This window comes from Burkholderia glumae LMG 2196 = ATCC 33617 (assembly GCF_000960995.1).
Lineage (GTDB): Bacteria > Pseudomonadota > Gammaproteobacteria > Burkholderiales > Burkholderiaceae > Burkholderia > Burkholderia glumae.
Genome location: NZ_CP009434.1, coordinates 1083483 through 1103159, shown reverse-complemented (window position 1 = coordinate 1103159; position 19677 = coordinate 1083483). Strand labels below are relative to the sequence as shown.

The 19677-nt window shown below is 70.4% G+C and carries 19 protein-coding genes; 8 read left to right on the top strand and 11 right to left on the bottom strand.

Annotated features, from left to right (window positions below; translation table 11 throughout):
- Window positions 1-111 precede the first annotated feature (111 nt).
- Together KS03_RS06000 and KS03_RS05995 are read left to right on the top strand one after the other, a co-directional pair.
- Entirely contained in the window at window positions 112-645 is a 534-nt protein-coding gene (locus KS03_RS06000; protein WP_035981610.1) for a hypothetical protein, read from the top strand.
- A 73-nt stretch (window positions 646-718) separates the two neighbouring features.
- Complete coding sequence (locus KS03_RS05995; RefSeq protein ID WP_015877697.1) at window positions 719-1150, top strand: hypothetical protein; 432 nt, start codon at window positions 719-721, stop codon at window positions 1148-1150.
- Between the two features lie 28 nt (window positions 1151-1178).
- On the opposite strand, the gene KS03_RS05990 is transcribed toward KS03_RS05995, so the two are convergent.
- From KS03_RS05990 to KS03_RS05965, 6 genes are all read right to left on the bottom strand, one after another.
- Window positions 1179-2201, bottom strand: coding sequence for an NADP-dependent oxidoreductase (locus KS03_RS05990; RefSeq protein ID WP_015877698.1), 1023 nt, complete (start codon window positions 2199-2201; stop codon window positions 1179-1181).
- 75 nt (window positions 2202-2276) lie between these two features.
- Complete coding sequence (locus tag KS03_RS05985; RefSeq protein WP_015877699.1) at window positions 2277-3071, bottom strand: SDR family oxidoreductase; 795 nt, start codon at window positions 3069-3071, stop codon at window positions 2277-2279.
- A gap of 80 nt (window positions 3072-3151) precedes the next feature.
- Window positions 3152-3922 carry an SDR family oxidoreductase gene (locus tag KS03_RS05980; protein ID WP_015877700.1) on the bottom strand — a complete coding sequence of 257 codons (771 nt, stop codon included), beginning with the start codon at window positions 3920-3922 and terminating at the stop codon, window positions 3152-3154.
- Between the two features lie 71 nt (window positions 3923-3993).
- On the bottom strand, window positions 3994-4704 hold the full coding sequence (locus tag KS03_RS05975) for a histidine phosphatase family protein (protein WP_045678735.1): 711 nt from the start codon (window positions 4702-4704) through the stop codon (window positions 3994-3996).
- Entirely contained in the window at window positions 4701-5774 is a 1074-nt protein-coding gene (locus KS03_RS05970; protein WP_015877702.1) for a phosphotransferase family protein, read from the bottom strand. The genes KS03_RS05975 and KS03_RS05970 overlap by 4 nt, the downstream gene beginning before the upstream one ends.
- The gene (locus KS03_RS05965) at window positions 5771-7012 is read right to left on the bottom strand and encodes an acyl-CoA dehydrogenase family protein (protein WP_015877703.1); all 1242 of its coding nucleotides are present in this window, start codon (window positions 7010-7012) and stop codon (window positions 5771-5773) included. The genes KS03_RS05970 and KS03_RS05965 overlap by 4 nt, the downstream gene beginning before the upstream one ends.
- Window positions 7013-7149: 137 nt before the next feature.
- Between KS03_RS05965 and KS03_RS05960 the strand changes: the two genes are divergently transcribed.
- The 5 genes from KS03_RS05960 (at window position 7150) to KS03_RS05940 (ending at window position 12621) form a co-directional block, all read left to right on the top strand.
- Window positions 7150-8079 carry a LysR family transcriptional regulator gene (locus tag KS03_RS05960; protein WP_015877704.1) on the top strand — a complete coding sequence of 310 codons (930 nt, stop codon included), beginning with the start codon at window positions 7150-7152 and terminating at the stop codon, window positions 8077-8079.
- A gap of 145 nt (window positions 8080-8224) precedes the next feature.
- The gene (locus KS03_RS05955; protein WP_015877705.1) at window positions 8225-8629 is read left to right on the top strand and encodes an OsmC family protein; all 405 of its coding nucleotides are present in this window, start codon (window positions 8225-8227) and stop codon (window positions 8627-8629) included.
- 59 nt (window positions 8630-8688) lie between these two features.
- The gene (locus KS03_RS05950; protein WP_035983832.1) at window positions 8689-9018 is read left to right on the top strand and encodes a hypothetical protein; all 330 of its coding nucleotides are present in this window, start codon (window positions 8689-8691) and stop codon (window positions 9016-9018) included.
- A gap of 216 nt (window positions 9019-9234) precedes the next feature.
- Entirely contained in the window at window positions 9235-11136 is a 1902-nt protein-coding gene (locus KS03_RS05945) for an ABC transporter ATP-binding protein (protein WP_015877706.1), read from the top strand.
- A gap of 531 nt (window positions 11137-11667) precedes the next feature.
- Window positions 11668-12621, top strand: a complete 954-nt coding sequence (locus KS03_RS05940) for a CPBP family intramembrane glutamic endopeptidase (RefSeq protein ID WP_045678797.1) — start codon at window positions 11668-11670, stop codon at window positions 12619-12621.
- A 169-nt stretch (window positions 12622-12790) separates the two neighbouring features.
- On the opposite strand, the gene KS03_RS05935 is transcribed toward KS03_RS05940, so the two are convergent.
- The 5 genes from KS03_RS05935 to KS03_RS05915 form a co-directional block, all read right to left on the bottom strand.
- A complete protein-coding gene (locus KS03_RS05935; RefSeq protein WP_015877708.1) occupies window positions 12791-13237 on the bottom strand; it encodes a DMT family transporter in 447 nt (148 codons plus the stop codon).
- A gap of 27 nt (window positions 13238-13264) precedes the next feature.
- Window positions 13265-14518, bottom strand: coding sequence for an arsenic transporter (locus KS03_RS05930; protein WP_015877709.1), 1254 nt, complete (start codon window positions 14516-14518; stop codon window positions 13265-13267).
- Window positions 14515-15753 carry an MFS transporter gene (locus KS03_RS05925; RefSeq protein WP_015877710.1) on the bottom strand — a complete coding sequence of 413 codons (1239 nt, stop codon included), beginning with the start codon at window positions 15751-15753 and terminating at the stop codon, window positions 14515-14517. Before KS03_RS05925 ends, KS03_RS05930 begins: the two co-directional genes overlap by 4 nt.
- A gap of 3 nt (window positions 15754-15756) precedes the next feature.
- Window positions 15757-16869: a metallophosphoesterase family protein gene (locus KS03_RS05920; RefSeq protein WP_015877711.1), complete on the bottom strand. Its 1113-nt coding sequence runs from the start codon at window positions 16867-16869 to the stop codon at window positions 15757-15759.
- A gap of 450 nt (window positions 16870-17319) precedes the next feature.
- A complete protein-coding gene (locus KS03_RS05915) occupies window positions 17320-18534 on the bottom strand; it encodes an FAD-dependent monooxygenase (protein ID WP_015877712.1) in 1215 nt (404 codons plus the stop codon).
- A gap of 170 nt (window positions 18535-18704) precedes the next feature.
- On the opposite strand from KS03_RS05915, the gene KS03_RS05910 reads away from it, so the two are divergent.
- A complete protein-coding gene (locus KS03_RS05910) occupies window positions 18705-19664 on the top strand; it encodes a LysR family transcriptional regulator (protein WP_015877713.1) in 960 nt (319 codons plus the stop codon).
- Window positions 19665-19677: the final 13 nt, after the last annotated feature.

The window sequence follows — 19677 nt, the reverse complement described above, 5'->3', positions numbered from 1 at the left end:
CCCCGCGCCGCTTTTCACGGGCCCGCGCGCGCCGATTGACAAGCCGTGGTGAACAGGCGGATCGTATGGCCTGGAAACGATTCGAAAATCCATCGCCCCGGGGACAGCGGCATGAACAATCGCGTGTTGACCTATTGCCTGATGACCGATTTCGTCATCTTCGGCACCGTCGTCGGGTTCTCGCTGCTCTGGGGCATGCTGCTGAAGATACGCGCGGCCCAGCACTGGAGCGACCTCGCCACCGTCGCGGTGTTCGCCGCGGCGCACGGCCTGCTCGGGCTGGGCCTCTGCTTCCTGATCTACCGGAGCTTCGTGCGCACTCACCGCGCGCTGGCGCGCCAGCAGCCTCAGCCGGCCGCGCCGGGCCGGGCCCGCCGCCGCGCCTGGCGCCGCCTGCTCGGGCTCGGGCTCGCCACCGTGCTGGCCGTCTACGGCTGCTACGATATGGTCCGCGACCTGGCGGCGGGCACCATCTCGCTCTGCGGCCAGCATGCGTTCTGCGACGCGCTGGTGCGGGCCAAGGCGCCCGCGGCGTTCGACGGCGCGATCGCGTTCGAAGGCTTTTTTATCGTGTTCCTGCTGTCGGCCGTCACGATCGGCGTGGCCATGACGCTCAACGGCCGCCGGCAGGCCGCCGCGCATTGAGGCAAGGCCGCGCGGCCGGCGCGGTCGTCAGGCCCGCCGGGCCGGCCGGCACGCATCCCCGGACTGAAACGACATGAAACGATGGTGTCTCGCCGCGTTCGCGGCCACCGCATTTTCCACCGGCGCACCGGCCCAGTCGAGCGCGCCCGGCCCGCTGGCCGCGCCGTGCGGCACCCTGCAATTCGAGCGCGGCGAGCACGACGTGGTGGCAAGCTGCGGCGGCGTGGCGTTCGACCGCTTCGGCGCGGACGCGCTGGTGCATTTCGACGAGCCCGACGCGGCCGGCAACGCGGTCGTGCGCCTGCTGGTGCAGACCGACGCGGGCCCCGCGCTCTATGACTTGCGCCGCCGCCCGCCGCTGGTGCAGCGCGCGGGCCGGCGCCTCGCCGTGCGGCGCGTATTCTGGCAGGGCGACGCGGTAGTGATGCAGGGCCCGCAGGGCTGGTTCCGCCTGCGCAACGGCACGCTCACGCAGCTGCAGTCGTCCACCACGGTCTATCACTGACCGCGCGCGGCGGCCAGGCCGGCCCCCTTCAGGCGTCCTCGGCCACGCGCAGCACGAGCTTGCCGCGATGGCTGCCGTCGAACAGCCGGTTCAGCACCTCCGGCGCGTGCTCGAGCCCCTCGGCCACGGTTTCCTCGGCCTTCAGGCGGCCGTCGCGCAGCCATCCCGCCAGCTGCTGCATGGCCTCGCGGTTCTTGCGGTAGTCGAGGATCAGGAAGCCGCGCATGGTCAGCCGCTTCGAGATCAGCACGCCGAAATCGTCGCCGGCCCGGCCGCCGTTGCTGTTGTAGCTCGAGATCACGCCGCACAGCGCCACGCGCCCGCCGATCACCATCCGCGAGAGCACCGCGCGCATCACCTCGCCGCCCACGTTCTCGAAGTTCACATGGACGCCGTCGGGCGTGGCGGCCTTCAGCGCCGTCTTCCAGTCGGGCGCCTTGTAGTCGACGGCCGCGTCGAAGCCGAGCGTCTCGGTCAGGTAGCGGCACTTCTCCTCGCCGCCGGCGATCCCCACCACGCGCGCGCCGTGGATCTTGCCGATCTGCCCGGCGATCGAGCCCACCGAGCCCGCCGCCGCCGACACCACCAGCGTCTCGCCGGGCTGCACCGGCGCGATTTCGGTCAGCCCGTAATAGGCGGTCAGCCCGCTCATGCCGCAGGCGCCGAGCAGCGTCGGCAGCGGCAGCCCCGGCTCGGCGGGCAGCTTCAGCAGCTTGGGCACCTCGTCGGCCGCCACGTGCGCGTAATCCTGCCAGCCCACCAGCCCCTGCACCAGGTCGCCCACCGCGAACTTCTCGCTGCGCGAGGCGCTCACGCGGCCGATGCCGAGCGCGCGCATGGTCTCGCCGATCGCCACCGGCGGCAGGTACTGCGGAATGTCGCTCATCCAGACGCGGTTGGTCGGGTCCATCGACAGGTACAGCACGCGAATCAGCACCTCGCCCTCGCGCAGCTCGGGCAGCGGCGTCTCGACGAGCGAGAAATGTTCGGCGCCCACGCGCGCTTCGGGGCGCGCCTTCAGGCGCAACTGGCGGTTCATGATGTCGGACATGATGGCTCCTGGAAATTCACTGGAATACGGATTGGATGGTTCGGTGCGCCACGCGCGATGCGCGGCGCGCGCGCCTCACATCGCACACAGCCCGCCGTCGATCACGAGCTCGGCGCCCGTCACGTAGCGGCTCTCGTCGCTGGCCAGATAGAGCGCGGCATAGGCCACGTCGTCGGGCTCGCCGAGGCGCCCCATCGGCACGCCGCGCACCAGCCGGCGCGTGGCGTCGCGCTCGCCGAGCTGCTGGAAGAACGGCTCGACGATGCCGGTGCGGATGAACGACGGATGCAGCGAATTGCAGCGCACGCCGGTCTGCTTGCGCGCGCAGTCGACGGCGATCGACTTGGTCAGCGAGGCCACCGCCGCCTTGGACGCGTTGTAGGCGGTGTATTCGGGCTCGTGCTTGAAGGCGGCCACCGAGGACACGTTGATGATCGAGGCCGGCTGGCTCTCGCGCAGGAACGGCAACGCGTGGCGCACGCCGAGGATGATGCTCTCGACGTTGATGTCCATCACGCGCCGCCACTCTTTCTGCTCGATCTGCTCGACGCTGCCGAGCGAGCCCACCCCGGCGTTGTTGACGAGCACCGACAGCCCGCCCATCGCGGCATGGGCTTCGGCCGCGAGCGCCTGCCAGCGCGCATCGTCGCGCACGTCCTGCTCGGCGGCCCAGGCCACGCGCGCGCCGGCCGCGTCGTTGAGCTCGGCGGCCAGCGCGGCGAGCGCCTCCTGGCGCGCGGCCACGTCGGTCACGAACACCTTCGCGCCGTGCTCGGCCATGCGCCGTGCCATCGCTTGGCCCAGGCCGCCCGTGGCCCCGGTGATGAACGCGCATTTGCCGGCGAGCCGCGGCGTTCCGATCGTCGTCATCCCTGCTCCTCCCGTTTCGATTGGGTTGTCGCTTGCCTTGTCGATTGCCTCGTGCGGCGCGCCCGCGCCGCGCGTCGTCACTATACCGACAGATAGCCGCCGTCGACGTTCAGCACGGCGCCCGTGGTGTAGCTCGACGCGGCCGAGGCGAGGAACAGGATCGCGCCGGCCATCTCGGAGGGCTGCGCCACGCGCCGCATCGGCACATGGGCGAGCACGCGCTCGAGCAGTGCCGGCGTGCGGGTCAGCGCCGAGGCGAACTTGGTGTCGGTCAGCCCCGGCAGCAGCGCGTTGCAGCGCACGCCGCCGGCTGCGCACTCGATCGCGAACGCCTTCGTCATGGAGATCACGGCGGCCTTCGTGATCGAGTAGATGCCCTGCTGGTCGCCGGGGATCACGCCGTTCACCGAGGCCACGTTGACGATCGCGCCGCCGCCGTTCGCGGCCATCCGGCGCGCGCCGTGCGTCGACATGAAGAAGTAGCCGCGGATGTTGACGTCGACGGTCTTCTGGAACGCGTCGAGGCCGGTATCGACGATCGGGCCGTAGTACGGATTCGCGGCGGCGTTGTTGACGAGCACGTCGAGCCGGCCATGGCGCGCGTCGAGGCCGGCGTAGAGCGCCTCGATCTGGCCGGGCTCGCCGATATGGCAGGCGGCGGCCTCGGCCGAGCCGCCGTCGGCCGTGATCGCCTCGGCCACGCGCCGGCAGTCGTCGATGCGCCGGCTCGCGACGATCACATGGGCGCCGAACGCGGCCAGCAGGCGCGCGGCTTCCTCGCCGATGCCGCGGCTCGCGCCGCTGACGAGCGCGATCTTGCCGCTCAGGTCGAACAGATTGGGAGCTATCATCGTGTCGAATCTCGCTGTAGGAAAACGGAAAACCGGGTAACGCAACACCTCGGCCGGCAGCGCTTACGCGCTCACCGGTGTGTGACGAGCGCGGCGTCGGCCGCCGCGTCGAGATGCGGCCACGCGTTGTAGGTGACGAGCAGCGCGCCGCGCCGCCCGCCGCGAATGCGCGACACGCTGGTGTTGACGAGCGGCCAGGCGAAGTCGAAGGTGCGCGCCGGATCGGCGCCGACCAGCGCCGCCACGATTACCGCGATCGGGCCGCCCGACGAGACCACCCAGGTCTCGCCGCCGGCCGCGCCGCGCTCGCCGCCGTCGCGCACGATCGCCTCCCAGGCGGCGTGGACGTTGGCGCGGAACGCGGGCCAGGCGAGCGCATAGTCGGCATCGGCCGCGCCCGAGGTCCAGCGCGCCACGGCGCCCGCAAACAGCGCCTGGAACGCACGGCGCGGGTCGGCCGCGCGCGCGAGTTCGGCCAGCAGCGCCTCGCGCGCGGCCAGCTCGGGGCGGTGGCGCGCGATCAGTTCGTCGGAGTCGAGCTCGTCGAGGCCCGGCAGCACGCGCAGCGGCGCGTCGGCACAGCCGGCCGCGGCGGCGCAGAGGGTGGCGGTCTGCGCATGGCGGCGCAGCGTGCCGGTGACGATCGCAGCGGGCCGCGCGCCGCGCGCGGCCATCCAGGCGCCGAGCTTGGCGGCCTGCACCTCGCCGCGCGGCGAGAGGCGGTCGTAGTCGGCCGCCTCGAAGCTGGCCTGCGCGTGGCGGATCAGAACGATCTCGCTCATGCGCGCCCCTCGCCCTGCCCGATGCGCGCGCGGCAGCGCTGCGTCAGGTAGCGCACCGCGTCGCCGAAGCCCGCGAACGCCGGATTGGTGGTCTGCCCCTGCACGTAGCGGCGGTAGATCTGCTGGATGATGCCCATCAGGCGGAACAGCCCGAACACCTCGTAGAACGCGAAGCCGCTCACGTCGAGGCCGGTGCGCGCGCCGTAATACGCCACCACCTCGGCGCGCGTCATCATGCCGGGCGCATGGGTGGGCTGGCGCCGCATCGCGCGGAACGGCGCCTCGTCGTCGGCCTGCACCCAGTATGCGAGCGAGCCGCCGAGATCCATCAGCGGATCGCCGAGCGTGGCCATCTCCCAGTCGAGCACGCCCACGATGCGCAGCGGGTCGGCGGGGTCGAGCACCACGTTGTCGAAGCGGTAGTCGTTGTGGATCACGCAGCGCCGGCCGTCGCGCGGCTGCTTGGCGTCGAGCCAGCGCGTCACGTCCTCGCAGGGATCGGTGCCGTCGGTCAGCGCGCGCTGCCAGCGTTCTCGCCAGCCGGCCACCTGCCGCGCCACGTAGCCCTCGCCGCGGCCGAACGCGGCCAGCGCCGGTGCCGAGGCGTCCACCGCGTGCAGCTCGACGAGCCCGTCGACGAAGCGCTCGCAGAGGCGCCGCGCGCCGGCCGCGTCGAGCCCGAGCTCGGGCGGCAGATCGCGCCGCAGGATCACGCCGGCGATGCGCTCCATCACGTAGAACTCGGTGCCGAGCACGGCCGTGTCGTCGCAGCGCGCGACGATTGCCGGCACGCGCGGGTACACGGGCGCGAGCGCCGCCATCACCGCCGCCTCGCGCAGCATGTCGTGCGCGGAGCCGGCCTTCGCGCCGGCGGGCGGGCGGCGCAGCACGAGTTCGCGGTCCGGATAGGCGATCAGGTAGGTCAGGTTCGACGCGCCGCCATGGAACTGGCGGATCGCCGGCTCGCCGGCCAGGCCCGGCAGTTGCGCCTTCAGGAACGCGTCGAGCCGCGCGGCGTCGAGCCGGTCCTCGTCGCGCACCTCGCGCGCGGTGTCGAGCGGCGCGCTCATTGCGCCGCCCCCGCGGTCGCCTCGGCCAGCTGGCGCTTCATCTCGAGCTTGGCCACCACGCCGCGATGGACCTCGTCGGGCCCGTCGGCGAGCCGCAGCACGCGCGCATAGGCATACAAGGCCGTCAGCGGCACGTCGTCGGACACGCCGGCACCGCCGTGGATCTGGATCGCCGCGTCGGCGGCCTGCTGCGCGACGGCCGGCACGGCCACCTTGATCTGCGAGATCAGGCTCAGCGCGGCCTTCACGCCCTGCGTGTCGATGGTCCAGGCCGCCTTCAGCGTCAAGAGCCGCGCCTGGTCGATGGCGATGCGCAGGTTCGCGACGATGTCGGCATTGCCGCCGAGCGCCGCGAGCGGCTTGCCGAACGCGCGGCGCTCGGCGGCGCGCGTGCAGAGCAGCGTCAGCGCGCGTTCGGCGGCGCCGAGCGCGCGCATGCAGTGGTGGATGCGGCCCGGCCCGAGCCGCCCCTGCGCGATCTCGAAGCCGCGGCCCGGCCCGAGGATCACGTTCGAGGCCGGCACGCGCACCTGATCGAAGCGCACCTGGCCGTGGCCCGACGGTTCGTCGTAGTGATGGAAGGCCGGCAGCATCCGCTCGATCGTCACGCCGCGCGCGTCGAGCGGGCAGATCACCATCGTATGGCGACGATGCGGCTCGGCCTGCGCGTCGGTCAGGCCCATGAAGATCGCGAAGCGCGCGTGCGGATGGCCGATTCCGGTGGACCACCACTTGCGCCCGTCCAGCACGATCTGGTCGCCGTCGGGCGTGGCGGTGGCCTGCATGTTGGTGGCGTCCGACGAGGCGACGTCCGGCTCGGTCATGCAGAACGCCGAGCGGATCTCTCCTGCCAGCAGCGGCGCGAGCCAGTCGCGCCGCTGCTGCTCGCTGCCGTAGCGCGCCAGCACTTCCATGTTGCCGGTGTCGGGCGCGTTGCAGTTGAACACCTCGGGCGCGATGAACGAGTGGCCCATGATCTCGGCGAGCGGCGCGTATTCGGCATTGGTGAGGCCGGCGCCGCCGAGTTCGGTCTCGGGCAGGAACAGGTTCCAGAGGCCGGCTGAGCGCGCCTTCTGCTTGAGCGCCTCCATCACGGCCGGCTGGCGCCAGCGCCGCCAGTCGGCGCCGCCCGTCAGCTCGGCCGCGTAGCGGGCCTCGGCGGGCACGATCTCGTCGCGCATGAAGCGGGTCAGGCGCTCGGCGAGTGCCTGGCTGCGGGCGGTGGGCGTGAAGTCCATGATGTCGATCCGGGTAGGGTGACCGCCAGCCTACGCCGATTGATCCGATCGATGAAATGAATGTTCTTCATGTCGGGACATCAATGCAAGTAATATGCGGAATCGCCGCTGCCGCGGCCTTCCCACGCCGCCCGCCCGTGAGTTCCGACCTGCGCCTCGACCTGAACCTGTTCCGCGTGCTCGACGCGATCTACGTCCACGGCGGCATCAGCGCGGCCGCGCGCGCGCTGCATCTGACGCAGCCGGCCGTCACGCACGCGCTGAACCGGCTGCGCAGCCACTTCGGCGATCCGCTGTTCGTGCGCCAGGGCAACCGCGTCACGCCCACCGAGCGCACGCGCGCCGTGATCGCCGACGTGCAGCGGCACCTGAAGGGCCTGCAGGCCGCCGTCCACGCGCAGGCCAGCTTCGTGCCGGCCACCGTCGAGCAGCGCTTCGTGGTGGGGGTGCGCGACGTGCTCGAATCGATCGCGCTGCCGCAGCTCGCCGAGCGGCTCGCCCGCGAGGCGCCGCGCGTCACGCTGGTGAGCCGGCGCGTGGCGCTGGCCGACCTGGGCCGCGAGCTGGCCGGCGGTCAGCTCGACCTCGCGGTCGAGCGCCGCGTGCCCACCGGCCCGCAGGTGGTGCGCGACGCGCTGGCCGACGACGCGCTGGTGGTGGTGCTGCGCCGCGATCATCCGCTCGCGGCCGGGCCGCTGCGCCGCGCCGACTATTTCGCGGCACGCCACGTGAGCGTTTCGCCGCTCGGCGAGCCGAATTCGCTCGACGTGCTGCTGGCCGCCGACGGCAAGTTCCGGAGCATCCAGCTGACCTGCCAGCATTATTTCGCCGCCTGCCAGATCGCGGCGGCGGGCGACCTGCTGCTGACGCTGCCGCGCTCCTACGCGCTGCGCATGACGGGGCTGCTGCCGATCGTCGTCAAGCCGCTGCCGCTGCGCGTGAAGCCCTATGCCATCCATGTCTACTGGCACGAGTCGCGCGACGCGGACCGCGTGCATCGCTGGTTTCGCGAACGCGTGGCCGCGATCGTGCGCGAGGCGGCACGCGGCGGCGACGGGCTGCCCTGACCTCGGCGCCCGCCGCGCCGCCCCGCGCGCGCGGGGCTGCGGGGCCGGGCGGCGGGCGCTTGACGACAGGCGCGCGGCAACCCGTTTATGCTATCGCTGTCGGACCCGCACCCGCCCGCGTCCGCTTTCCGAATCGAGGCCCCTCATGCCGCTGATCCATGCCGCAGCCGCCATGGCTGCCGATGCGCCGAACTACCTGGTCGACATCCAGGCCGGCGCCCACCGCTTCCAGGGCGACGAGGCCGAACGCGAGGGCGGCCGCGGCATCGGCCCGGCGCCGTTCGAGCTGCTGCTCGCGAGCCTGTGCGCCTGCACCGCCGCCACGCTGCGCATGTACCTGCAGCGCAAGGACTGGCCGGCCGTGCCGCTGCACGTGCACGCGGAACTGCACGCGGACCACGACGGCGTGCAATACGTGCGCCGCACCATCACGATCGAGGGCGACGCGCTCGACGCGGCGCAGCGCGCGCGGCTTGGCGAGATCGGCGAGAAAACGCCCGTCACGCTGTTCCTCAAGCGCGGCACGCGGATCGAGACGACGCTGCGCTGAGCGGCAGCCGCCGGGCGCGGACAGCTCCAGCCCGTGCGCTGGGCAAGAACGCGCCCCCGATGCAGCCCGACTTCGATCCCGGCGACGCGGCGGGGCGGCCCGTGCCAAACCAGGCGGCCGGCGGCGCCGTCCACCGCCAAGTCCGCCCCGCTCGGATCGCGCCCTCCCGCGTCTCGCTTCGGCAACACCGCTTGCGGCGCAAGCTTGGCAAGGCCGCGCGGCTGTGCTTAGAATACGCGACGGGCGATGATTCGCCCTCCTGCGCAGCGGGCGCCCGCCCGTTTCGTGTCGATCCACGCTCCATCCATTCGCGTTCAAGGGAGGTCGAGATGCTCAAGCTGCCATCGCATAGTGCCTTCCTGAACGGCATGCGGCACGGCGCCGTCTAGGTCCGCTGCCGGCGGCCGGCCACCGAAGCCTGCCGCCTGTTTTTCCCGATCGTCCGCTGTTCCTGTTCCGCGCGTGCCGCCGGGCGCGAGCCTGCTTTCCGGCTTGGCTCGCCCTCGCCGCGCCGCCATGGCGGCGCAGCATGCGGAACCGACGATCCATTGGTCACCGACATCGAACCCGTCCGGCGCTCACGAGGCGGCCGGACCACAAGACATATGACTCAATCTACCGATCGTCACGGCAACCGGCCGTTCAACGACGTGCTCGGCTTCACGTTCCGCCGCTGGCGCGAACAGCCGCTGCGCTTTACCGGCGTCACGCTGTTCGCGCTGCTCGCGGCGCTCTGCGACGTGCTCACCCCGATGTTCGCGGGCCGCCTGGTCGATGCCATCTCGCTCGGCCTCGCCGACCGCGCCGCCGCCCTGGCTGCCGCGCTGCACGCGTTCGCGGCACTCGTCGCGCTGGGCGTGGCGGGCGCGCTGCTGCACCAGGTGATGTTCATGAACCTGATCGCGCTGACGCTGCGCATGATGAGCGAGGTGGCGGCGGGCGCGTTCCACCGCGTGCAGCGCTTCTCCACCGACTGGCATGCCAACAGCTTTGCCGGCTCCACGGTCCGCAAGATCACGCGCGGCATGTGGGCGATCGACCTGCTCAACGACACGCTGCTGATCGCGCTGCTGCCGTCGGTGGTGATGCTGGCCGGCGCGACGCTGCTGCTCGGCCTGCGCTGGCCGGTGATGGGGCTGGTGGTGGGCGTGGGCTCGCTGCTGTTCATCGCCGCGACCGTCTCGCTCTCGCTGGGACTGATCGCGCCGGCCGCGCGGCTCGGCAACGCCTGGGACACGCGGCTGGGCGGCGCGCTCGCCGATTCGGTCAGCTGCAATGCGGTGGTCAAGGCGTTCGGCGCCGAGACGCGCGAGGAGGCGCGGATCGGCCGCGTGATCGGCAAATGGCGGCAGCGCACGCGGCGCACCTGGCTGCGCGGCACGCTGAGCGGCTGCGCACAGGCCAGCCTGCTGGTGCTGATGCAGGCGGCCATGCTCGGCAGCGCGCTGTGGCTCTGGACGCACGATCGCGCGAGCGTGGGCGACATCGCGTTCGCGCTGACGATGTTCTTCATGCTGCAGGGCTACCTGCGCGACATCGGCATGCATATCCGCAACCTGCAGCGCTCGGTCAACGACATGGAGGAACTGGTCGCGCTCGACAGCCAGCCGCTCGGCATCGACGACGCGCCCGGCGCGCCGCCGATCGAGATCACGCGCGGCGAGATCCGCTTCGAGCACGTCACGTTCCGCTACGGCGCAAGCAGCGCCCCGCTCTATTCCGACTTCTCGCTGCGCATCGCGGCGGGCGAGCGGATCGGGCTGGTCGGCCACTCGGGCTCGGGCAAGACCTCGTTCATCAAGCTGATCCAGCGGCTCTACGACGTGGACGGCGGGCGCATCACGATCGACGGCCAGGACATCGCGCGGGTCACGCAGGCCTCGCTGCGCAGCCGCATCGCGATCGTCCAGCAGGAGCCGGTGCTGTTCCACCGGTCGCTCGCCGACAACATCGCCTACGCGCGTCCCGACGCCTCGCGCGAGGAGATCGTGCGCGCGGCCAAGCTGGCGAGCGCGCACGGCTTCATCACGGCGCTGCCGGACGGCTATGACACGCTGGTGGGCGAGCGCGGCGTGAAGCTGTCGGGCGGCGAGCGCCAGCGCGTGGCGATCGCGCGCGCGTTCCTGGCCGATGCGCGGGTGCTGATCCTCGACGAGGCCACCTCCAGCCTCGACAGCGAAAGCGAGCGGCTGATCCAGCACGCGATGGAACGGCTGATGGAGGGGCGCACCACGATCGTCATCGCGCACCGGCTGTCGACGGTGCGCTCGCTCGATCGCCTGCTGGTGCTCGACCACGGCCGCGTGATCGAGGAAGGCAACCACGACGCGCTGATCCGCATCGAGGGCGGCGCCTACCGGCGCCTGTTCGAGCAGCAGGCGCTCGAACTCGCGAAGGGGCTGATCGAGCAGACGGGCGGCTACGGCATCGACGCGCTGCGCGCGCCGGCGCACGACGCGCACGAGCACGGCAACGGCGCGCGCGATGCGGCGCTCGACGCTTCGTAGCGCGTCATAGCCGTATCGCCTAGCGGCGCCGCTCGAGCGGCGTCGACGGGCACCGCCAGGCCGCCCGGAGCGGCACTCGGGACCCGGCACGGCACGGCGTGGCGGCGGGCAGCGCTCGCCGCCACGTCTTTTTTTCGGCCCGCTTTCGCGGGTCGCCCCAAACCTTTCAACAAGCCGTCGATGCCGCCGCACGCAGGCACGGCGGGTACGGCCGCGCGCCGCCGTCGGCCTGCGGGCGCTGCGAGTTTTGTGTCGTTTTGTGCACACCGCACGGCCCGCGAGGCGGGCGTGCCGGCCCGTGCAACCCGCCCGCCAGGGCGGCCGCCGCGCGCGGCGTGCAACGTGTCGCATGCAAGGCGGTTCCTCACGCACCGACGCGGCTATACCATTCGGCGCCGATGATCCACATAATCACGAAAATTCGCTGGCGTGCATCGAACGGCCTTCAATTCGCCTACAACGCACCCGGCGATCCGTTGGCTGGCGCCATCACAAGGAACGAGGACCTACCCGGTGAAAGACCTCTCGCACATCGACCGATCCTGCGTCGCTCCGCGGCCCCGGTTCCGCGATCTGTGGTTCGGCCCCGCCGGGCTGCGCAGCGGCTGGGCGGCACTGCTCTACGCGGCGATCGTGGCCGCCCTGCTGGCGCTGGCCGATCTGGCCGCCGCGCGTTTCGATCTGCCGTTCCGGCTGCAGGGCAATCTCAAGGCGGGCCATCAGTTCTTATTCGAGCTCGCGATGGGCGGCGCGGTGCTGATCGCCACGCGCGTGATGAGCCGCGTCGACGGGCGCTCGTGGCTCGATTTCGGCCTGCAGGCCTCCGACCGCGCCCGGCATCTGCTGCTTGGCGGCCTGTGCGGGCTCATCGCCGTCTCGGCGATCATGGCGCTGCTGGTGGTCACGGGCGGCACCACGCTGACCTATTCGGGCGGCAGCTTCGCGGCCGCGCTCGGAGCGGGCCTGACCTGGGCGCTCGTGTTCGCGCTGCTGGCCGCCGCCGAGGAACTCGCGTTTCACGGCTACGTGTTCTTCCGGCTCGCGCGCGGCACGCATCCGGCCGTGGCCGCCGTGCTGACCTCGCTCGCGTTCGGCCTCTCGCACATTTCCAATCACGGCGAGAACCTCGGCGGCATCGTGCCGACGGTGATCTACGGCTTCGTCGCCAGCCTCGCGATCTGGCGCACCGGCTCGCTCTGGTGGGTATTCGGCATGCATGCGACCTGGGACTGGGCCGAGTCGTTCCTGTTCGGTGCGCCCACCAGCGGCCTGATACCGGCCCAGAGCCTGCTCGAAAGCCACGCGGTGGGGCCGGTCTGGCTCAGTGGCGGCACGGTCGGCCCCGAGGGCAGCGTGCTGGTGTTCCCGGCGCTCGGCGCGCTCGCCTGGTTCGCCTGGCGCGCGCTGCCGGCGCGGACCGGCAGCGCGCGCGACGCGGCCGCGCCGCACCGGCCGGTCCAGGGCCGCGCCGGCCGCGCGGGCTGAGCGCGGCCTCCGGCCGGGCGCCTGCGCCGGCGCGCTGCGAGTTGGCGATCGCCCGGCCCGCAGCGGGCCCGTGCCGTGGCTGCGCCGGCCTTGCGCTGCAGATCGCAGGCCGCTGGCATGACCGGCGGCCCATCCGCCGAAGCGCGCCGAAGCGGCTTGGCGCCGGCCTTCAGAAGCGCATGACGAGCGCGACCCCGGCCACCATCAACAGCGTCCCGAGCGCGCGCAGCCAGCTCAGAGGATGCTCGCCCACGCCCAGCAGGCCGAAATGATCGATCGCGACCGATGCCACCAGATTCGCGCAGATGGTCAAGCCATTGAGCGTGCCGACGCCCACCTTCTGCACGAGCGTCAGTCCCGCGAACACCGCCACGGCCCCCACGACGCCTCCGAGCGGCGCCCACCACTTCATGCTGCGTAAGTCGTCGAGCGTCGGCAACGGCGTCGGCCGTATCCAGAACAGGGCGATAGCGAGGAAGGTGACGAGCAGGAACGACACGCCCGACGCGAGCCAGGGATTGACGAGCGCCCTCTTGAGTTCGCCGTTGACGGGCGCGCCTGCGGCCTGCAGGATGCCGCCCAGAATGATGAAGGGATAGATCCATGCCTGGCTCATTGGTCCGACCTCCGTGCGTTGGTAGCATCAATGTCCGATCAGCAGGCGGCTGGCGAGCGCCAGCGCGAGCGCGGGCAGCATGACGAGCCCACCGACCTTGAGAAACTGCCCGAAGCTCACTTCTTCGCCTTCCCGTCGAATCGCGGACAGCCAGAGAATGGTGGCGAGCGAGCCGGTGATCGACAGATTCGGGCCGAGGTCCACGCCGATCAGCAGCGCGTCGATGACGCGCTCGGGAGCGTGCGCCTGCAACGCCGTCGCGCTCGCGATCAGTCCGGCAGGCAGGTTGTTGATCGCGTTGCTTCCGAAGGCAATGACCAGCCCGGCCGAGGCCGCCGTGATCGACGCATTCTGACGCGTAGCCTGCTCCAGCCAGCCGGAGAGTTCGCGAATCACGCCCGTATGGTCAAGCATCTCGACCAGCACGAAGAGACCGGCGACGAGCGGCAGCACGCTCCAGGATATCTCGCCGACGAGCTCGAGCGGCGACTGCCGCTTCTTGATCAGCACGACCAGCGCGGTGAGCATGCCGAGAACCGCGGTGGGCAGACCGAGCGGCAGATCGAAGGCCGAGACTACGAGCAGCGCCACCGCCGTCACGCCGATGCTCGCCAGCGTGAGCTTGCCGTTCGCGCCGAGCGCTTCCACCGGCAAGTCGCGCGCGCACGCACCACCGAGACTGGCCCGCTGCGTCCAGCGCAACATCAGGAACGTGGCGACAATCGCAAGCACCGAAGGCAAGGCGAAGCGTGCCACCCACGAACCGAGCGCCGGCGTGTGGTTGGCATAGAGCACGAGATTGGCGGGGTTCGAGATCGGCAGGACGAAACTCGCCGCGTTGGCGATGAATGCGCAGACATAGACCAAGGGCAGCGCCTTCGTTTGCGCCTTTCTCGCGGCGGCGAACACCGCCGGCGTGAGAACCACGGCGGCCGCGTCGTTGGACAGGAACGTCGTCACCACGACACCCACCAGATACACCAGCAGGAAGAGCCTGCGCGGCGATCCCCGGGCCAGATTGACGGCATGGACCGCGACCCAGTCGAACAGGCCTTCGCTGCGTCCAAGCTCCGAGAGCAGCATCATGCCGATCAGGAAAAGATAGACGTCCGTGCCCTTGCCCACCGCCTGCCACGCGAGCTTCGCGGGCAGCAGCCCGAGCACGACCAGCATCAGCGCGCCGAGCACGGCCCAGATCGCTTCGGGCCAGCGGAACGGCCGCAGGATGACGCCGGCCGTCGCGGCGAGCGCAATGCCCCATGCGAGGAAAGTTGGATTCATGTGGTCAGAGGGCCATCTTCAATGACGTCGCGGCGAATGCCGCAAGCTTTTTTGAGGGATGCGCTAAACGGCAGCCAGAGCGCGAGTGATCCCATCGACACGGCGCCCAGCACGAGAAAGGCGCTCGCGTAACCGAAATGCTGGGCGAGCACGCCGCCCAGCGCAGGACTGAGCGCGGCGCCCATGCCCTGCACGGTCATGACCACGCCCTGCCCGACGTTGACCCGTCCGGTTCCTTGCAGCAGCCGCACCACCAGGGCGGGCACCGCCACGCTCTGCAGGCCCGCGCCAATGCCGTCGAGCACCTGTACCGGCCATACGCCCCAGGCGGTGATGAACATCGCGGCCACCAGTCCGCGCAGCGGCAACGCCAGAAAGGTGACGAGTATCACGCGCCAATAGCCGATCCGTTGAATCAGCCGGTTCGCGAAACACGCGGCCACGACCATCACCAGTTGCGCGACCACGATGGTCTGCGCGGTCAACGCGCTGGGATTGCCCTGATGCGCGGCGACCACCGCGAGGCCGTAAAGCGGAAGCATCGCGGCATTGCCAAGGTGAAACATGGCGAGCGCGGCGGCGAGCAGCAGCAGCGGGCGGCACGTTGCCAGGACGCGAAAGCCGCTCGCTTGCGCGTGCCCGGGCGGTCCCGCCGTCGCGCCGCCCAGGCCGCGTGCGCTGTCGTGATCGATGGCCTCGCGGCGGATCAGCAGCGCCGACACGATGGTCAGGACGCCGAACACGCCGACGAGCGCAAACACCGCGCCGAAGCCGTACCGCCAGCCGAGCCAACCGGAGAGCGCGGCGCCGATAACGTTGCCCGCGTGATTGGCCACCTGGTTGCGGCCAAACTGCCGGTCGAAGCCTTGCTCGCGAACCATTCCGAGCGTCACGCCCGCTACCGCCGGACCCAGCGCGGCACCCGTCACGGCCGTGAAGACCTGCGAGGCGGCCACCATCCAGTAACCGTGCGAGAACCACAGCACGAGCGACGCCAGCGTCGTCATCGATCCGGCGATGACGATGACGCCGCGCTTATGATGCGTGGCATCGACGAACGCGCCCGCCGGCGAAGTCGCGAGCATGCCGGCGATGCCGCCGAGCGTCATGACGGTGCCGATCATCTGCGGATGCCAGCCGTTCGCCTGAAGAAAGACGCCGAGGAAAGGCCCGATGCCCGCCTGCACATCGGCCATGAAAAAATTCAATCCTTCGAGCGCATACAGAGCAGTCATGTTTCACCAATGGCGTCCGTTCTTGTTGGGCCCCAGCTGCGAGCCGAGCAGGCCATGCTCCGGCCACGGTTCGACCACGTGCGCGTCGGTGCCGAGCGGGGCCGGGCGCTCGACGCACCCGCCCGCCGGGCCGCCGGCCCTCAGGGTGATCGAATCCTCGCCGCTTCGCCCGTCGGCCGCACGCGCCGTCACGGTCAACGGTATCGGGTCGCTCGCCTGGACCGCGGGCAGCGTGGCCTGCCAGATCCCCGCTTCGGTGAGGCTCGGCGAACACTCGAACGGGATGCCGTCCAGTTCGCCGCTGACGGACACGATGTCGTGATTCGACACCAGCACGCGAACGCCAGGCCGGTGCGCCGCCTCCGTCGGCAGGCCGCGCTGCAGCCGCCGGTCGGATGGCCGCGTAATCATGACGAAAGGCCAGGCCGCATCGAGCGGATGAAACTTCCAGCTCACCACGCCGCCGTCCACCGCTGCCACCGAGAAGCCAGGCCGGCCGCCGTCCTCCTCTATCTGCCCGGTGGACCGCGTCGCCGCATAGATCACGAAGCCGTCGTTGAGCAGCTCGTTGTAGTGGGTGTGCCCGGTGTCCACCACGGCCACCTTGGCGCGTGCGAATGCCTCCGCCAGCGCCGGCCCGTCGCCGACGTCGCCGGGATAAGCATGCATGAAGACGGCAGGCGGCTCGCGATCCTGGGCGCAGCAGGCCAGCTCCCGTTCGAGCCATTGGCGGTCCGGAGCCGAGAGCCGGAAGTCGGGGCCGCCGCGCCCCGCCGAGACGAGGTCCAGAAAGATGCACCGATGGCCATTCAGGACGCGCGATGCCGGCAACCGGGCCTGGGCGAACGCATTGAACGCGTCCAGATTGCCCGGCTCGTAATCGTGATCGCCGGGAATCACGTAGATCGGCAGCCTCAGCGCCGACAATTCGGCGGAGATTCGCCGGAACTGCTCCGGCGTTCCGTTGTTCGCGTTGTCGCCCGGCAGGAACGCGAAATCGACCCGGTCGGACAGGCCTTGATTCACCAGGCGAATCATCGACCTGAGATGGTCGAGGCTCTCGTAGCCGTCGTCGCTCGAGGCATGAAGATCCCCGAAATGCACCCATCTCAACATGGCGCCGCCTCCGTCGGCCAGGCACAGGCCCGCCGGTGCGCCTGCGGCTCGCCGGCGGGTTCGCCGTGCGGGTTGAGCAGGCAGCGCGCGGCCTTGCCGCGTGTTTCGGGAAAGCCGGTGGGGTCGGTCCAACGCATGTCGCATGTCCTCGGTTAGAAGGTATCGGAGCGGTCACGTAACGAGGCATGCGTCGCAAAGGCCATGCCACGCCGGACCGCCCGCCGGCGCAAGGCATCGAGCGGTGGAAGGGGGGCGGAGTGTCAACCAACCCGACAGCGCATGTCCGATTCGCTGACACGTTCAGGGCCGACGGGCGAGCTGCGGACCTCGCCGGCGCCGCTCCCGACGTGTCGGCCGTGCACGAAACCGTCTTGCCACGAATTGGTACGCATTGGCACGCATTGGCACGTCCGTCATGGGTATGCCGGGCGCGTGACGATCCGGGTGCCGTTAAAGCCAGGTCCCTCCTTGGCGATCGCTGGGCTCCTGCTTCAGCGCGTCGAAATCGTGAATCCAGTCGAGATGCCGGAACACGCGGTCACGATCGCGGAGGCGGGCATTGCGCGCCTCCGCGGCCGGGCCGTCGGGCAGATGCAGCACGTCCGCAGCGGTAATCGACGCGTACTGAACCTTGCGGGTACGCCCACGTCTGAGTCGCTCGTAGGCGGCCTGCGCTTCCCGCCAGTTCCCGGGCCCCGACCTGGCCAGTTGCTCGGCCAGCACCATGGCGTCCTCGATGGACTGGTTGGCCCCCTGTCCATGATGCGGGACCAGCGCGTGCGCCGCGTCGCCGATCAGCGTCACCCGCCCCTGGCTCCACTTGCCCAGCGGCGGACGATGGAAGAGCCCCCAGCGCTGGCTGATCGGCACGGCCGTTATCATCTGCGTCACCGCCGGGTGCCAGTCGCTGAAGCGGGCGAACTGCTCGCCTTCCCGGGCCGGCATGATCCATTCCCGGCTCGGCCAGGGCGACGGGTGCCGCTCCACCAGAAGGAAGTTCTGGTCGCCGCGGTCGCCAATGGGATAGTGCAGCAGATGCCCGCCCGCTCCGACCCAGAACTGGATCGCTTCCGGTGTGGGCAGGCGGTCGAGCAGATCGGCGGGCACGATGCCGCGAAAGCCCGAACATCCCGAATAGAGCACGTCGTCGTAGCCCAGCATCCAGCGGCGCGTCAGCGAACGGGCGCCGTCTGCGCCGATGACGAGCTCCGCGTCGACATGCCGGCCGTTTTCGAACGTCAGGCTGACGTGATCCGCCTGCTGCGCGATGCCGGCCAGGCGGCAGCCGAGATGGATGCGGTCGAGACCGACCGCGCTCGACAGGACTGCTTGCAGATCGGCACGATGGACGCCCCAGTACGAGCCGCCGAATTCGCGGCGATAGTCGGGGCTGCCTCGATGGTGGCCGATCACGGCGCCGCTGCGTCCGTCCCGGAACACCAGCGCCGGAATCTCGGCGCAGATGCCGTCGAAGGCCGGACGCAATCCCATGTGGTCGTAGAAGCGTGTCGCATTCGAGGACAAGGCGACCGCCGCGCCGACCTCCCGCAGTTCGTCCGTCTGCTCGTAAATATCGGCGTCGATACCGTGCTCGCGCAAGGCGATGGCCAGCGTCAGCCCGCCGATTCCGGCGCCGACGATCGCGATTTTCCAGTCCTGCGTCATGGGGTGTCTCCGTCTGACTTGCGTGGTTCGAGGCGATGCCGTGCGCGTGGGAGGCCTCGCCCGGTGTCTGCACCGTGCGGCTATTGTGTGACCAGGGTTCTCATCCCACAATAAAATACCGATAATCCACCGCATCACCGGATGAAATAAGCGGACGGTCGACGAGGCGCATGCAACTGGACGACATCGATCTCAACCTGCTGGTGCTGTTCCAGCGGCTCATGCAAACGCGCCGCGTCTCGACGGTCGCCGAGCAGACCGGCATGAGCCAGCCGGGCGTCAGCAACGCGCTCGCCAAGCTGCGCCGCCGGCTCGGCGATCCGCTGTTCGTGCGCGGCCCCGGCGGCATCGTGCCGACGCCGTTCGCCCTGCGGCTGGCGGAGCCCGTCGCGCAAGCGCTTTCGATGCTGCACTCGGCGCTCAATCCCGAGACGCGTTTTGATCCCGCCCATGACGAGCGCGTCGTGACGATCGGCATGACCGATATCGGCGAAGTGGTATTTCTGCCCGCCCTGCTCGAGCGCCTGGCGGCGGTCGCGCCGCGCATGGTGCTCAACACGGTGCACGACACCCATGCGGACCTGGGCAAGGAAATGGCCGAAGGCCGGATCGATCTGGCGATCGGGCTGCTTCCCCAGCTGCAGGCGGGCTTCCACCAGCGCCGGCTGTTCGATCAAGCTTACGTGTGCGTGTTCCGGGCGGGGCATCCGCTCGCGAAGTCGCCGCTGACGATGACGAACTGGCGTGAAGCCGGGCATGTCGTGGTGGTATCGGCCGGCACCGGGCACGGACAGGTGGACGCGTGGCTGAAGCGCCGCGGCGTGGCGCGTAACGTCCGGCTGACCGTACCTCACTTCATGAGCGTGGGACATATCCTGCAGCGCAGCGATCTGATCGCTACCGTGCCTGAGCGTTTGGCGATGCAACTGGCCGAGCCGTTCTCGCTGGCAATACGGCCACTTCCGGCGGCGATGCCCCGCGCCCCGATTCATCTTTTCTGGCATACCCGCGTGCATCAGGACGACGGCAATCGATGGCTGCGCGAAGTCATCGCGAAGCTCTTTTCCGGGCCCGCCGCGCCGCCGCGCACGCTGCCAGCCGCCGGGAAGAACAGCAGACCCAGGCGGTGAGGCCGCGCCACGG